Annotated in this window: 16 protein-coding genes, 2 pseudogenes and 1 riboswitch; of the genes and pseudogenes, 17 read left to right on the plus strand and 1 reads right to left on the minus strand. The window is 31.2% G+C overall.

Translation table 11 applies throughout. The features are described 5' to 3' along the window. The first annotated feature begins 2 nt into the window (after positions 1-2). From NMU03_RS06900 to NMU03_RS06945, 10 genes and pseudogenes are all read left to right on the plus strand, one after another. Positions 3-305: an AtuA-related protein gene (locus tag NMU03_RS06900; protein ID WP_290141906.1), complete on the plus strand. Its 303-nt coding sequence runs from the start codon at positions 3-5 to the stop codon at positions 303-305. After that, positions 305-1,240 (plus strand): 3-hydroxyacyl-CoA dehydrogenase family protein, encoded by a 936-nt coding sequence (locus NMU03_RS06905; RefSeq protein WP_290141907.1) that lies wholly within the window; start codon positions 305-307, stop codon positions 1,238-1,240. Before NMU03_RS06900 ends, NMU03_RS06905 begins: the two co-directional genes overlap by 1 nt. Before the next feature lie 164 nt (positions 1,241-1,404). Further along, positions 1,405-1,937, plus strand: a pseudogene (locus NMU03_RS06910) (helix-turn-helix domain-containing protein). 17 nt (positions 1,938-1,954) lie between these two features. Beyond that, the gene (locus NMU03_RS06915) at positions 1,955-3,532 is read left to right on the plus strand and encodes an ABC transporter ATP-binding protein (RefSeq protein ID WP_290141908.1); all 1,578 of its coding nucleotides are present in this window, start codon (positions 1,955-1,957) and stop codon (positions 3,530-3,532) included. Further along, positions 3,532-4,373, plus strand: a pseudogene (locus NMU03_RS06920) (ABC transporter permease). Before NMU03_RS06915 ends, NMU03_RS06920 begins: the two are co-directional and overlap by 1 nt. Then, positions 4,370-6,238: an extracellular solute-binding protein gene (locus NMU03_RS06925; RefSeq protein WP_290141909.1), complete on the plus strand. Its 1,869-nt coding sequence runs from the start codon at positions 4,370-4,372 to the stop codon at positions 6,236-6,238. Before NMU03_RS06920 ends, NMU03_RS06925 begins: the two are co-directional and overlap by 4 nt. Before the next feature lie 111 nt (positions 6,239-6,349). Beyond that, a complete protein-coding gene (locus tag NMU03_RS06930) occupies positions 6,350-6,901 on the plus strand; it encodes a dihydrofolate reductase family protein (RefSeq protein ID WP_290141910.1) in 552 nt (183 codons plus the stop codon). Then, positions 6,894-7,418, plus strand: a complete 525-nt coding sequence (locus NMU03_RS06935) for a hypothetical protein (RefSeq protein ID WP_290141911.1) — start codon at positions 6,894-6,896, stop codon at positions 7,416-7,418. Before NMU03_RS06930 ends, NMU03_RS06935 begins: the two co-directional genes overlap by 8 nt. Positions 7,419-7,575: 157 nt before the next feature. Beyond that, positions 7,576-8,130, plus strand: coding sequence for a DNA/RNA non-specific endonuclease (locus NMU03_RS06940; protein ID WP_353956666.1), 555 nt, complete (start codon positions 7,576-7,578; stop codon positions 8,128-8,130). Between the two features lie 27 nt (positions 8,131-8,157). Then, on the plus strand, positions 8,158-8,931 hold the full coding sequence (locus tag NMU03_RS06945; protein ID WP_290141912.1) for an AIM24 family protein: 774 nt from the start codon (positions 8,158-8,160) through the stop codon (positions 8,929-8,931). 43 nt (positions 8,932-8,974) lie between these two features. On the opposite strand, the gene NMU03_RS06950 is transcribed toward NMU03_RS06945, so the two are convergent. After that, positions 8,975-10,126, minus strand: a complete 1,152-nt coding sequence (locus NMU03_RS06950; RefSeq protein ID WP_290141913.1) for a DUF871 domain-containing protein — start codon at positions 10,124-10,126, stop codon at positions 8,975-8,977. Positions 10,127-10,342: 216 nt separating this feature from the next. Between NMU03_RS06950 and NMU03_RS06955 the strand changes: the two genes are divergently transcribed. The 7 genes from NMU03_RS06955 to NMU03_RS06985 all read left to right on the plus strand — a co-directional run bounded on the left by NMU03_RS06955 (position 10,343) and on the right by NMU03_RS06985 (position 14,934). Further along, a complete protein-coding gene (locus tag NMU03_RS06955) occupies positions 10,343-11,476 on the plus strand; it encodes an MraY family glycosyltransferase (protein ID WP_290141914.1) in 1,134 nt (377 codons plus the stop codon). After that, entirely contained in the window at positions 11,473-11,598 is a 126-nt protein-coding gene (locus tag NMU03_RS06960; protein WP_290141915.1) for a hypothetical protein, read from the plus strand. Before NMU03_RS06955 ends, NMU03_RS06960 begins: the two co-directional genes overlap by 4 nt. Next, positions 11,598-12,035: a hypothetical protein gene (locus tag NMU03_RS06965; protein ID WP_290141916.1), complete on the plus strand. Its 438-nt coding sequence runs from the start codon at positions 11,598-11,600 to the stop codon at positions 12,033-12,035. The genes NMU03_RS06960 and NMU03_RS06965 overlap by 1 nt, the downstream gene beginning before the upstream one ends. Next, positions 12,028-12,396 carry a fluoride efflux transporter CrcB gene (gene crcB / locus NMU03_RS06970; protein ID WP_290141917.1) on the plus strand — a complete coding sequence of 123 codons (369 nt, stop codon included), beginning with the start codon at positions 12,028-12,030 and terminating at the stop codon, positions 12,394-12,396. The genes NMU03_RS06965 and crcB overlap by 8 nt, the downstream gene beginning before the upstream one ends. A 53-nt stretch (positions 12,397-12,449) precedes the next feature. Continuing rightward, a riboswitch (cobalamin riboswitch) is annotated at positions 12,450-12,627 on the plus strand. Between the two features lie 79 nt (positions 12,628-12,706). Continuing rightward, positions 12,707-13,837, plus strand: a complete 1,131-nt coding sequence (locus NMU03_RS06975) for a sortase B protein-sorting domain-containing protein (RefSeq protein ID WP_290141918.1) — start codon at positions 12,707-12,709, stop codon at positions 13,835-13,837. Beyond that, on the plus strand, positions 13,830-14,501 hold the full coding sequence (locus NMU03_RS06980) for a DUF4430 domain-containing protein (RefSeq protein ID WP_290141920.1): 672 nt from the start codon (positions 13,830-13,832) through the stop codon (positions 14,499-14,501). Before NMU03_RS06975 ends, NMU03_RS06980 begins: the two co-directional genes overlap by 8 nt. Then, on the plus strand, positions 14,473-14,934 hold the full coding sequence (locus tag NMU03_RS06985) for a hypothetical protein (RefSeq protein WP_290141921.1): 462 nt from the start codon (positions 14,473-14,475) through the stop codon (positions 14,932-14,934). The genes NMU03_RS06980 and NMU03_RS06985 overlap by 29 nt, the downstream gene beginning before the upstream one ends. The last annotated feature ends 78 nt before the right edge of the window (positions 14,935-15,012 follow it).

A 15,012-nucleotide genomic window follows, 5' to 3' on the forward strand; every position in this document is an offset into this window, starting at 1 on the left:
AAATGAAACTTAAAGAAATTGCTCATTCAAGAACAGGGGACAAAGGAAATATTTCGATTATTTCAGTCATTGCTTATAAACAAGAAGATTATCCGCTTTTAAAAGAAAAAATCACAGTTCAAAAACTTCAAGATTATTTTCAAGATATTGTTCATGGTAAAATCACTAGATATGAAATTGAAAGTATTGGTGCATTGAATTTTGTTATGGAAGATGCATTAGGTGGTGGCGTGACACGTTCACTAGCGATTGATATGCATGGCAAAACACTGGGAAGCGCCTTATTAGAAATGGAGGTGGAATAATGGACGTTCATCATATTGTCATTGCTGGAGCAGGAACAATGGGATATTCGATGGCTCAAATCTTTGTTCAATACAATTATCAAGTGACTATCTATGATTTAAAAGAAGAAGGTTTATTGCATGCTCAAAAACAAATAAAAGAAAATATACAAACTCTTGTTGAACAGCAGGAAATCACATTAAAGAAAGCTAACGACATGATACAATCTTTAACCTATACAACAGATAAAACTTATTTTAAGGATTGTGACTTAGTGATTGAAAGTATCATTGAAAATAAAGATATTAAACAATCTTTTTATCAAGAAATTTCTCATCTCGTCAAAGATGAAACAATACTAGCAACCAATACTTCAGGTATTTCTATCAATGCATTAGCTTCATCAGTCCATCTACCTGAAAGATTTATAGGGATGCACTGGTTTAATCCCTCTCATTTAATATTACTCATTGAAATTATTAAAGGTGATCATACAAGTGATGAAGTCGCACAAACAATTTATCAATTAAGCCTTGATATTCATAAAAAACCAGTAATTGTCCATAAAGATGTTTTAGGTTTTGCAGCCAATCGTATTCAATTTGCAGTATTAAGAGAAGCTTTATCTTTAGTTGAACAAGGTGTTGTTTCTAAAGAAGGGATAGATGATGTGATGAAATATGGACTTGGTTTTCGTTATGCTTGTTTAGGTCCTTTAGAAGTGGCAGATTTTGGTGGTTTAGATACTTTTTATCATATTAGTGAATACTTAATGCCTGATTTATGTGATAGTCATGATATTCCAACATTACTCCAACAACATTATCAAAATGGTGAATATGGTGTCAAAACGCAAGTAGGCTTCTATGATTATCATAATGGCAAAGATTTAACAGTTACAAAACAAAGAGATGATCATCTCTTAAAAATTTATAATGCTTTATATAAGAACTGATTTTCAGTTCTTTTTCTTTGTCTAAAAATTATAAAAGTTTAATATTAATGAACTTTTTATTAAAAATATAAAATTTATTATTGCATTGAAAAGAGAAATATGTATAATATAGTTGTTTGATTTTTTGAATTTTAAGTTTAGTATAGTGATATGGAGGAAATGCTATGGATATTGGAAAGAAACTTAAAGATTTGCGTATAAAAAATGATTTAACTTTGGAGGAATTAGCTTCCAGAAGTGAACTGACAAAAGGTTTTCTTTCACAGGTAGAAAGAAATTTAACCAGTCCAAGTATCTCTACACTAGAAGATTTATTAGAGGCACTAGGCACCAACCTTTCAGAGTTTTTTCAATCTGATCAGGAAGAAAAAATTGTTTTTCATACACAGGATTTTTTTGTTGATGAAAAAGATGAATATACGATTGAATGGGTGATTCCTAATGCTCAAAAAATGAAATGGAACCTATTTTATTAACCATTCATGGACATGAAAGAAGTAAGGAAATGGAATGTCATAATGGTGAAGAATTTGGTTATGTTTTAAAAGGAAACGTGACACTTGTTTGTGGCACTAAGAAATATCGTTTAAAAGCTAAAGAAACGTTTTATATGGATGGTAAAAAGAGTCATTATTTTGTAAATAATGGATCAAGTGATGCCAAAATATTATGGGTGACAACACCTCCAATGTTTTAAATGAAGGGAGTATGATTATGGATAAAAAGAAATTAATACAATTTCGTAATATTGTAAAAGATTTTGATGGACAAATTGTTTTAAAAGGTGTCAACCTTGATATTTATGAAAATGAATTTGTGACTTTATTAGGTCCAAGTGGTTGTGGGAAAACGACATTATTAAGAATTTTAGGTGGTTTCTTAGATGCAACTGAAGGAGAAGTTGTCTTTGATGGTGAAAACATTGAAAAAGTACCACCACATAAAAGAGAATTAAATACAGTTTTTCAAAAATATGCTTTATTTCCTCATATGAGTGTTTATCAAAATATTGCATTTGGTTTAAAAATCAAAAAAATGAGTAAAGACGTTATTGAACAAAAAGTTATGAAAATGTTGAAGTTAATAGGATTAGAAGGTTATGAAAATAAAAACGTAACACTTCTTTCTGGAGGACAACAACAACGTGTGGCTATTGCGAGAGCTTTAGTCAATGAACCAAAAGTTCTATTATTAGATGAACCATTAGGGGCATTGGATTTAAAACTAAGAAAAGAAATGCAATATGAATTAAAACGTATTCAACAAGAAGTTGGGATTACATTTATCTATGTCACTCATGACCAAGAAGAAGCATTAACAATGTCTGATAAGATTGTGGTTATGAAAGATGGGGAAATTCAACAAGTGGGAACACCTCAAGAAATTTATAATGAACCACAAAATAGATATATTGCCAATTTCATTGGAGAAAGTAATATTATCCCAGGGGTGATGTTAGAAGATTATAAAGTGAAATTTGATGATATTGTTTTTGATTGTGTTGATTTTGGTTTTAAAGAAAAACAACCTGTGGATATTGTCATTCGTCCTGAAGATATTGATATTGTCGATGTAGAAAAAGGGAAGATGACAGGGGAAGTGTTAAGTGTTTTATTTAAAGGTGTCCATTATGAAGTGATGGTAGAAACTGTTCCAGGAACAAGTGTGACAGTGAATATGCATGTCATTAGAAATCGTGATGTCACTTCAGAAAATGGTAAAGAAAAAATCAGTGCCAATGATTTCTATGTGGACATTGAAGATGTGAAGGCTTTAGATGATGCTGAAATTATTGCTCGTGCAGACGCTCAGGCATGGCATCCTGAAGCAGATGATTATATTTCAATTAGTAAAATTGAATATGATTTAAAAGAAGAAGTGGGAGAATATCCAGTGGTGTTCTCAACATCTTCAGGAACATCTGTAGAACGTAAGATTATTGTTGTTAATCAACCAGTTGTTAAAAATACGAAAGCGAATGAAGGGGTTATGGCATTTAACTTCTTTAAAACAGTGGATGAACTTGATGAATCAGTAGCTTTAGATACAGATTTAAAAACATGGGCTAATGCTCAAGGATGGAAATTAAATGATGAAGATGAATCTGTTGATATTTATGTTGATTATGATTTTGATCCTGAACATATTGAAGAAGGAACATATAAAGTAACTTTCTCAACTGAAGGTAGAGAATTAAAGATTCATACAACAGATTTTGTGGAAGAAGGTAAAGAGGTCGGTTTAACATTCTTCCCTGAAGATATTCATGTAATGGAGAAAATGGAATTCTAATGAAACGTTTTTCTCAACTTGCATGGCCATATATGATATGGGTTATCTTAATGATTTTATTACCAATGTTATTGATTCTTGTGTATTCACTCACAATACAAGGTAATGATATTGTTAATTTTACCTTTACATTGGCGCATTTTAAAAAATTCTTTACCGACCCAGATTTTTTATTAGTTTTATGGCGCTCACTCACAATTGCAATTAAAACAACAATTATCTGTGTGATTTTAGGTTATCCAGTTGCTTATTTTATCGCAAGAAGTAGTGATCGTGTACGTAATATTTTTGTTTTAGCAATCACTCTACCAATGTGGATTAACATGTTAGTGAGAACTTATGCATGGATTGGGATTCTTTCAGATGGAGGCATTGCGCAAACAATTTTAGGATTTTTGGTTTAAAAGATATGGAACTGCTTTATACAGAAGGTTCAGTGCTCCTTGGAATGGTTTATAACTTTATTCCATTTATGATTTTACAAATTAATACATCTTTATGTAAGATGGATAAATCTTTATTAGAAGCCAGTGCTGATTTAGGAGCAAACAAAGTGCAGACATTCTTACGTGTCACATTCCCATTATCTTTATCAGGAGTTGTTAGTGGGATTACACTTGTATTTTTACCAGCTGTGAGTTCTTTCTTTATTCCTAAGTTACTTGGTGGAGGACAATTCTTCCTCATTGGAAATGTTATTGAAAATCAATTTATTACAGTTGGAGAATGGAACTTTGGTAGTGCTATTTCTATGATTATGGCTGTGATTATGATGGTGTGTATGTACGCTATTAGAAAGATTGATGAACGTAATAGTGGAGGAGGAAGTCAAGAATCATGAAAAAGGATAAAAGAATTTTTGGTAAGATTTTAATGATTTTAACGATTTTGTTCTTCTATTTACCAATTGTATTTATGGTGATTTTCTCATTTAACGAAAGTAAATCATTAACACATTTTACTGGTTTTAGTTTCACATGGTATGAAAAACTCTTTCAAAATAGAGGTATGATGGAATCCTTGTATGTGACAATAACTGTGGCAGTGATTGCGACAGTTGTATCAACTCTAGTAGGAACAATCAGTGCCATTGGGTTATCAAAATCAAGTAAGATTGTTAGAAAAATAATGATGCAGTTAAATGATTTTCCAATTATGAATCCAGAAATTGTGACAGCTATTGGATTGATGTTGTTGTTTATTACTTTCCATCTTGAACGTGGTTTTATGACAATGTTATTGGCACATATTACCTTCTGTATTCCTTATGTGATATTGAGTGTTATGCCTAAGATTCGTTCGCTTGATCCTAATTTAGCTGATGCAGCGATGGATTTAGGAGCAACACCTTGGCAGGCACTTACAAAAGTCTTGGTTCCACAAATTATGCCAGGAATTATTTCAGGAGCTTTAATTGCCTTTACGATGTCATTTGATGATTTTATCATCTCATATTTTGTGACAGGAGGCGGAGTTAAAAACTTAAGTATCATGGTTTATACCATGAGTAAACGTGTGAACCCAACAATCAATGCAATATCTACTCTTGTAGTAGTATTGATAACGATAGTCCTTGTGATTATCAATGTAGTACCGTTAATTAAATCAAGAAGGGAGAAAAAGATGAAAAAGTTATTAACTAGTTTATTAGCAGTCGCTACAATGATGACATTAACTGCCTGTGGAGGAGGAAGTTCTAATGAGGACAAACCTTATGCAGGTCAAGAATTACATCTTTATAACTGGGGAGAATACATGGGAGACAACTTTATCTCTGGTTTTGAAGATTTAACAGGAGCTAAAGTGGTTGTAGATTATTTTGATTCAAATGAAGCCATGTATATTAAAGTGGCTAATGGGGAATCATTTGATGTTTTAGTTCCAAGTGATTACATGATTGAAAGATTAATTCAAGAAGATTTGATTCAAAAATTAGATCAAGATAAATTAGATTGTATGGATGAACTTGTTGATGCTGTAAAGGGTTTACCATATGATGCAAAGAATGAATATTCTATTCCTTATTTCTGGGGAACTGTAGGTATTGTTTATGACAAAACAAAAGTCAGTGAAGCAGATTTAGAAAAAGAAGGTTACAATATTTTCCTTGATACAAAATATAAAGGAGATATTTATTTATATGATTCTGAACGTGATTCATTTATGATGGCTTTAAAAGCTTTAGGTTATTCAATGAATACAAAAAATGATAAAGAATTAAAAGAAGCTTATGATTGGTTAGTTAAATGCGTTGAAACAATGGAACCTGAAATTGTAACTGATGAAATCATTGATAACATGGCTCAAGGAAGAAAAGCTTTAGGATTAATTTATTCAGGTGATGCCACTTATGTTATGGCTGAAAATGAAAACATGGGATTCTATATGCCTGAAACAGGAACAAACTTATGGAGTGACGCTATGGTTATTCCTAAGAACGCTAAAAATGTTGAATTAGCACATGAATTTATTAACTATGCTTGTACTTATGATGCAGCTATGGATAACTCTAGCTTTGTAGGTTATACTTCTGCAAATCAAGAAGTTGTGGATGAATTAGCAAGTGGTGATTTTGAAGGTATCAACGCTTATGTTCCAAGAACTGGAAATGATAATGATGAAGTCTTTGAATATGATGAAGTAACTCGTAAAATCATTTCTGATTACTTCAGTAAAGTCAAAATCGCAGCATCTAATGCTCAATAAAAGAGAGGGAAGATTGGTTTATAATCAATCTTCTTTTTTGTCTAAATGATAATAAAAAAAATGACGATAAGAATATGACATGATATAATCTGAATACATTGAGGTGGATGTATGCGAAAAGTAATTTTATTTATAGCGATGAGTTTGGATGGATATATTGTTGATAGCCAAGGAAAGATAGACTGGTTATCTGGGCAGGATGAAAATATAGAAACGAAAGATATTTATTCTACATTTGTTCAAAATATAGATACTGTGATTATGGGATGGAATACATATAATCAAATTGTGACAGAATTATCACCGGATGTGTGGCCTTATGATTCTTTTCAGAGTTATGTAGTCACACATCATCCAGAAGAATCAACAAACACTATTCAATTTGTTTCACATCAACCAGAAGATTTGATGAAAGAGTTAAAACAAAAAGAAGGAAAGGATATATGGATATGTGGTGGTGCTCAAATGATACAATCTTTAATGCAAACACAATGTATAGATGAGTATCATATTTCTATTATTCCAACCTTATTAGGTTCAGGTATTTTATTATTTAAAGATTGTTTTTCATCAATTCCTTTACAATTAATAAGTTGTCATGAAAATAATGGTATACTTGATACAATTTATAAACCAAGAAAGGTGAGTGATAGAAATGGATGAATTTGTTTCTTATGATTTTTGTAAACCTTATTTAATTCAAGATGAGTATATTTTATGGAGTGGAAAACCTGAAAAAGGACACTTGATGATGAGTAATGATATAGTAGTTTGTTTATTTGGAATTATATGGTTAGGTTTTTGTTTAACATTTATAAAAACACTTCTTTTATCACCATCTATTTTTATGATTATATGGATGATTCCATTTTTATGTGTTGGTTTTCATATGGCTTTTGGAAAGTTGATTCAAAAAGCTTATTTAAGAAATAAAACATTTTATGTCATTACAAATAAAAAGCTGATTATTAAAAGTGGTCGAAAAATAAAAATGTATAATGGTAAAGATTTACCACCTATGGAAATTAAAATTCATAAGAATGGCAATGGAACTATTGTATTTAGTGATACGATTTACAATGGGAGAAGACAATATCGTACATATATTATATTAGAAAACTTAAAGGATGTTGCTCAAGCACAAAATGCAATTGATATGATGGAAGATAGAAATAGATAGGAGCAGTTATGAAAAAGAAATATAAAAAAGAATATTAAAATTAGTTGTTGCATGTGTATTTGCGATTGGAGGCTATATTGGTGTTGAATATTATCAAACTGATATTCCTTATGCTAGTGATTTAGAAGATATTCCTGAATACAATGGACAACCTTATGTGATTGTCAATGATAATCAACCATATTTTGATGAATCAGATTTCACAACAAAATTATTTGAAACATATAGTCCTTTAGATGCTTTAGGTCGTTGTGGTGTAGCTTATGCGAATATTGGTGAGGATTTAATGCCAACAAAAGAACGTGGCAGTATTGGGATGATTAAACCATCAGGTTGGCAGACGGTTAAATATGATTTTGTAGATGGAAAATATTTATATAATCGTTGTCATTTGATTGGATATCAATTAAGTGGTGAAAATGCCAATGAAAGAAATTTAATAACGGGTACAAGATATATGAATACTGAGGGAATGTTACCTTTTGAAAATGAAGTTGCTAATTATGTTCAAGATACTGGCAATCATGTTTTATATCGTGTAACACCTATTTTTGATGGTAATAATTTGGTTGCTGATGGTGTGTTGATGGAAGCTATGTCTGTGGAAGATAGAGGTTTGGATATTGAGTTCAATGTTTTTGTTTATAATGTTCAGCCAAATGTTAAAATTGATTATCTGACAGGAAAAAGTTCAGTTGATAAAAATGTATGATATAATAATAACAAAGGAGGAACAGTTATGTTTACAATTTCTAATTTTACAAATAATAATGATGTGAAGATTATTAATGAAAAAGGGCCTTTTCAAGTCATTGAATATCAACGTGATTTAAGTGTGATGCCTCATCATGCACAAACAGCTTATTTTTGTAATGAGATGAATATTCGCAAAAGACAGATTATTTGTGACATCAGTAAAGCTAATGTAGTTGTACAGTCTGGAGCGATGCAATGGGTGGTTGGTAATGTTTATGCGACAACGGGATTAAAAGGCGTTGGAGATTTATTGTCAAAAGCAGTGAGAGGAAAAGTAACAGGAGAAACAGCCATTAAACCTGAATATACAGGTGATGGTGTCCTTGTTCTAGAACCAACGTATAAACATATTCTATTGCTTGATCTTGATGAATGGAATCATTCAATTGTTTTAGATGATGGTTTGTTTTTAGCGTGTGATGCATCGTTAAAACATAAAACAGTCATGCGTTCTAATTTATCTTCAGCTGCTGCTGGAAATGAAGGATTATTTAATTTGGGAATTGAAGGATCAGGTGTTGTTTGTTTAGAATCTGATTGTCCTCAAGAAGAACTCATTGAAGTGACATTGAAAGATGATGTTTTAAAGATTGATGGCAATATGGCAATTGCTTGGAGTGGCAGTCTTGAATTTAAAGTAGAGCGTTCAGGGAAAACGTTAGCTGGTTCAGCAGCCTCGGGTGAAGGACTTGTCAATGTTTATCGTGGTACAGGAAAAGTTTTGATTGCGCCAATAGAATCAAGAAAGTTACCTTAATCAAAAAGGATTGAAAAGTGAAAAACTTCTCAATCCTTATTTTCTATTTTAAAATTTTAAAATGTTGACCTGGTTTAATAAAATCCAATAACATGAGTTCTTCAGGTTTGACAGTAGCCACTAGGTTACGTTCACCATCATTTGGAATTTCTGTTAAGACGATTTCAAGTTCACCACGATAATGTGCTAAATTATCATTCACAATCAAAATATCTCCACGTGTAAAGACAGGTTTACCTGGATCTCTATATGGAATAGATTGTGATTCAACATTCATTGCAGTTGTTTGAGCAATTGAACCATCTTGAACGCTTTTCTTTTCTTTAAACCAAACTCTAGGCATTGAAGATCTTAACATAAAAGTAGAATGATCATAACGATCCCAATGAGGAGCATATTCATACATAATAGCTTTTTCGTTATCACTAATACCTTCAGCTTCATCAACTTTAATTTCAATAGCTTGTAAATTCACTTTAGATAAAGCCTCTAATTCTTCATCACTAGCAGGATAGTTTCCAATTAAAATATCATCCACATCACCAGTTGCTAGCATATAACGTGCCTGTAAATCAATTGGTAATCCACGCATAATTTCAACTGTTGGTAAACCACAAAATACTTGCCAAGGACCAATTGTATTGTCATTGTTGCTTGAAACAAAAGCAGCAGTTGTTAAGTTTAATTCTTTCCAATAACGGTTATAATCCATAAATAAATCAAAATCTAAACCTGTATAACGTTCTGGGAAGAAGTTGTGGCACATTGTCATTTGATCTTTGTTACCACCTCTATTAATCAATAATTCAACACCCATATCCATACTTGCATTAAATTCAATTTTAATATTATATGGATTACGTGTTAATTGAATATCTCCTTGTGTTCCAAAGTTACCATCCATTCTAATAATATCAAGTCCCAAATCAGCGAATGGTTTTAAGTTATCAGGTGTAGCTCCAATAATTTTAAAGACTTCAGGATTTGTATCAGCAGCAACCTCAAATCCAAGCTCATGAGCCTTTTTCATAAAATCTTTAAATTCTACTAAATAACTTTCTCTTTCTTCATCTGGAATAGATAAAAAACATGTAAAAATTCTACTAAAACCTAATTTTGCAGCCTTTTCCATGTATGCGTATACCTCTTCCATTGGTGTTTTGTCAGGGTATACAGAAATACCTAATTTGTGCATATTCATTTTCCTCCTTATAAAGCCATTATAACACTTTTGGCTATAGATTTTAAGCAAAAAGATAGAAGATCATTATTTTAATACAGACTACAAAATCTAAGCATAAAGAAGTCATGAATCAGCTATCAAATAAAAATATATGCTTGTAAGACTTCGCAAAATCATAGATTTATGATATAACAGAAGATAGAGAATATAAGAAAGGAGCCAAGAATCATGAGTTTAGAGATATGTTTATCATTTGTTGTGACTTTCATATTGAGTTTAATTCTTGTTCCAACGGTAGGAAAAGTATCAAAACAACTTGGGATTATTGCTCATACAAATAAAAGAACAATTCATAAAGGTGTGATTGCTAGAACGGGTGGATATGGCATCTATATGAGTTTTTTAATAGGAACAATGATTTTTTTAAAGACGGATACACAAATTAATGCCATGTTAATTGGTGGATTTATTATGTTTTTAACAGGATTTTATGATGATATTCATGATTTATCCCCTAAATTAAAATTATTAGGTCAAATTATTGCTGCATTGGTTGTCATTATTTATGGAGATATTGTTTTAAAAGGCTTTTCGTTACCTTTTTTACCAGACTCTGTGTCCTATATTTTTGCAATCATGATTACAATATTGTGGATTGTAGGTATTAGTAATGCAATTAATTTAATTGATGGTTTAGATGGTTTATGTGCTGGTATTTCAATTATTGTTTTAGTCACAATATCTTTAACATCATTGACTTATGGCCGTAGTGATATATCATCACTTTCCTTACTTTTAGCTGGTGCCATTGGAGGCTTTCTGGTTTTTAATTTTCATCCAGCATCTATTTTCTTAGGTGATTGTGGTGCTTTGTTTATTGGCTTTATGATTGCAGTTATTTCCTTGCTTGGATTTGGTTATAAGAGTTCTTCTTTCTTTACTTTAGGAGCACCGATTGTTGTTTTAATGGTGCCTATTATGGATACTTTTATTGCGATTATTCGTCGTAAAGTTCATCATAAAAGTTTTAGTGAAGCTGATCGTAATCATCTTCATCATAAATTAATGTTTTCATTAGAACTAGGACAAACCAAAAGTGTCTTGATTTTATATGCTGTGACAGTTTTATTTTCTTTATGTTCATATCTTTATTTATTTGATAAAGTTGGAGCTACCATTCTTTTTATTGCACTGATGCTTTTATTTGAATTATTTGTAGAAGCAACAAATATGATTGATCGTAAGTATAAACCATTTTTAACAATCCTTAATATTTTTATTAAGAGTGAATACTTACCATCTATTAAAGATACAAAACCTTATCAAAAGATTATTCAAAAAGCGAAAAAAGATATGCTGTGATATTAATTATTGTGATTGGAATTGTTTTTTCATTAGTATTTATCTTAAATAATGAAGAAAAAGCTGTACCACAAAAAAAGTTACTATTGAATATGTTGAATTATCAAATGAAACAAGTTTAATGAGTGATATTTATAATCAGTTAGTAACAGCTATTAATCGTGGAGATAAAAAGACGGAAAGACAATTGGTTGCTGCTTATTTTGTAAGTGATTATTATACTTTATCTAATAAAGAAGATGGTAAAATAGGAGGTATAGATTATTTCTATGCTGATAAAAAAGATGATTTTACAGCCTATGCACAAAATGAATATTATAAAAAGAATCAATCATATGTCAGTTTGCCTGAAGTTGTACGTTATGATATTTTATCCAATACGTCATCTTACAAAGCTTTATCTGGTTTAGAGGATTATAGTTATTATGATGTGGAAGTACAGATTACTTTTAAAGAGAATAATCCTATTTTAAATGCAACACAATATATAACAACCGTGACTTTAATTGAAAAAGATCAAAAATTCAGTGTCATAGCCATGGAGAGTGACAATGGATAAATTTTTATGGGTAGGGCTAGGTGGTGCCCTTGGCGCAATCTTAAGATATTCTATAAGTTTATTACCTATGAAAAGTTCCTTTCCTATTTTAACTTTTATTACAAACTTAATAGGTGCTTTTATCATTGGTATGGTGGTGGGATTATTTGAAAAACATTATCTTTCTTCACAACTCAATCTCTTTTTGAAAACAGGAGTATGTGGAGGATTTACAACTTTTTCAACTTTTTCACTAGAAGCTTTAAGTCTTTTCGAAAATGGAAAGTTTATACTTGCAATACTTTATATCTTCATGAGTGTTGGTGGTTGTATAATAGGTGTTTATATAGGAAAAATAGTTGTTGGAATGAGAGCCTTTTAAAAGGTTCTTTTTTTCTTTAAACTCATTTCATATTGGTATATAATGGGAGCGTGAAAGTTTATGAATTTGTTGGTTGGAAATAGAAATATTTCATGAAAATGGAAGCAGGTGTAAATCCTGAGCTGTCCCGCAGCCGTGAAAGGAAGTCAAAGCGAGATACCACTGGGAAACTGGGAAGGTGCTAAGACGTTGAACTTGAGCCGGAATACATGCCAACATCTTGGAATACACTTTACGGAGTATAAAGTCGTTCTAGTATCAATTTAGGGTAATATACCTTATTTTTGTCTAGAGGAATGAGGAGGACAAAATGAAGAAAATTTTTACAAGTTTATTAATCATGTTGATGATGGTGATAGGACAGATTTTTCCTGTATCAGCATTATCATATGACGAAAGTTATACACTTGCAAAATCTTATTTTGAAAGTGTAAAATCATTTCAATCAGTGGATGAAATCATTGCGAGTGAATCTGTTGGAGTCGAATCAGATGATATTGCGATTCCTAAAGGATTGCTTGAAACAGACACAGCATCATTGGTTGCGAAAGCGATTATTGCGTTGACTTTACATGGTGATGATCCAAGAAATTATCAGGGTATGAATTATGTTGAATTGTTAGAATCAGCTATTAATGAAGATGGATCAGTTCGTTTTGACAGTGAAACAAATAGTTTTGGTTCAAACAATCAAATATTTTGTGTGTATGCTTTATACATTGTTGAATCAGATAAACTTGAACTTGCAGCCAATTATTTAGCTTCGATGATTCAAGATAATGGTTCATTTACATATGCTGGTGGTTATGAAGATTTATCAGTTACAGGATGGGCAGTTGAAGCATTGTGTTTAGTTAATAAAACACAATATCAATCAACAATAGAGAAAGCTTTAACAAATATTCTATCTTATCAAAAAGATGATGCTGGGTTTGATATGTATGGATATGGTGCTGATGCGAATACGCAATCATCAGTACTTACTGGATTATTAACATATGATAGTGAAGGTGTTAAAGCTGGAAAATATAATCAAAATGGAAATAATCCTTATGATGTTTTATTGACTTTCCAAAATACTGATGGAAGTTTTTGGTCAGAGTATACAGGAATTGGTCAATATAATTTATTAGCAACTGTACAAGGTGTACAAGCCGTTGGATATTATTATCATGGTTCTGTTTATACAAAAGCAAAAGATGAATATTTTGCTTTAGGTGAAGTCAAAGATACAGAAGAGCCTGAAGTAAAAGTAGATGAAGAAGAAAAAGATGTACCAAAAACAGAATCTCAAAATGAAACAAAACAAGAAACTGTAAAAGAAACATCAAAGAAAGCAGATGTTGTTCAAACCAATGATTCTTCATGGTTATTAGGTTATGGTTTATTATTTATTGGAAGTGGAATACTCTTATTGAAAGGAAGAAAGTATTTTGAATAAAACAAAGAAATATACACTTGTTTTTATTGTTGTATGCTTTGTTTTGATTGGTGGAGCAGGTATTTATCATGCCTGCTTTGCACCAAGTCAAACATCTCAGCCAGTTGTAAAAACACCTGTTGAACAAGAAGTGATTGAACAGGAAGAAAAAACAGAACAAGAAAGTAAACAAGAAACTGAAAAATCTCAACAGACTCCTATATCAAAAGATAAGGAATCAATAACTCAAAAACAAGAATCCCAAACAACACAACAGACAGAAACAACTTCACCAAGTAAAACAGAAACTTCAGAAGAAGAAACAACACCATCTCATTCGACAGAAACAGAGGAAGAAACAGAGATAGAAGAAGTGTCATCTGTTAATGTGACAATTACAGGTGTTGATAGTGTTATGGCTCAAGATTATATCGAATTTGAAGAAGGTATGAGTGCTTACGATGCACTAAAAATATTAGCTGATAATTATGATATGTCAGTAAAAGTTTCTGGAGTTGGTCAAGCTGTTTATGTCAAAGGTATTAATGGACTCAATGAGTTTGATTATGGTGGTCGTTCAGGATGGAAGTATAAAGTCAATGGATCTTATCCAAGTGTTGGAGCAGGTTCATATGTTTTAAAAGATGGTGATCAAGTTGAGTGGATCTATTCAACAAATGGATAAAGTTAAAGAAATAAGTTTAATTGGTATTTTAGCGGCAGTTAATATTGCTTCACGTATTGCTTTACAAGCTTTACCTAATATTAAACCCGTGACTTCCATTATTATTATTTCAGTCATTGTTTTTGGATTAGCGTTTGGTATTAAACTGACACTTGTGACAACACTTGTATCCAATATGTATTTAGGTATGGGAATTTGGACATTTTTTCAAATACTTGCATGGATAGCCATTTGTTTATTGACACAATGTGTTGTAGATATTTATAAAAGAAGAGATAAAAAGCCATCTCTTTTGGTGATGGCTATTTTTTCTATGTTGATGGGTTATGTTTTTGGTTTTGTTGTTTCTTTAGAACAATTTGTTGTAGGGGGTTACCTTTGTTTATTGTTTATTATAGTGCTGGGTTGTTGTTTGATACTTTCCATGCGATAGGGAATTTATTTTTTTATCTCATTGGAGCACCGTTGTTATTTAAAATTTTTCAATATGTGTAATTGGAGTTATCAAAGA

This window comes from Allocoprobacillus halotolerans (assembly GCF_024399475.1).
Classification (GTDB): Bacteria; Bacillota_I; Bacilli_A; order Erysipelotrichales; family Coprobacillaceae; genus Allocoprobacillus; species Allocoprobacillus halotolerans.

Coding starts and splice junctions, on each gene's coding strand:
- NMU03_RS06900 (WP_290141906.1), top strand. CDS start 3: ATGAAACTTAAAGAAATTGCTCATTCAAGAACAGGGGACAAAGGAAAT.
- NMU03_RS06905 (WP_290141907.1), top strand. CDS start 305: ATGGACGTTCATCATATTGTCATTGCTGGAGCAGGAACAATGGGATAT.
- NMU03_RS06915 (WP_290141908.1), top strand. CDS start 1,955: ATGGATAAAAAGAAATTAATACAATTTCGTAATATTGTAAAAGATTTT.
- NMU03_RS06925 (WP_290141909.1), top strand. CDS start 4,370: ATGAAAAAGGATAAAAGAATTTTTGGTAAGATTTTAATGATTTTAACG.
- NMU03_RS06930 (WP_290141910.1), top strand. CDS start 6,350: ATGCGAAAAGTAATTTTATTTATAGCGATGAGTTTGGATGGATATATT.
- NMU03_RS06935 (WP_290141911.1), top strand. CDS start 6,894: ATGGATGAATTTGTTTCTTATGATTTTTGTAAACCTTATTTAATTCAA.
- NMU03_RS06945 (WP_290141912.1), top strand. CDS start 8,158: ATGTTTACAATTTCTAATTTTACAAATAATAATGATGTGAAGATTATT.
- NMU03_RS06950 (WP_290141913.1), bottom strand. CDS start 10,126: ATGCACAAATTAGGTATTTCTGTATACCCTGACAAAACACCAATGGAA.
- NMU03_RS06955 (WP_290141914.1), top strand. CDS start 10,343: ATGAGTTTAGAGATATGTTTATCATTTGTTGTGACTTTCATATTGAGT.
- NMU03_RS06965 (WP_290141916.1), top strand. CDS start 11,598: ATGAGTGATATTTATAATCAGTTAGTAACAGCTATTAATCGTGGAGAT.
- crcB (WP_290141917.1), top strand. CDS start 12,028: ATGGATAAATTTTTATGGGTAGGGCTAGGTGGTGCCCTTGGCGCAATC.
- NMU03_RS06975 (WP_290141918.1), top strand. CDS start 12,707: ATGAAGAAAATTTTTACAAGTTTATTAATCATGTTGATGATGGTGATA.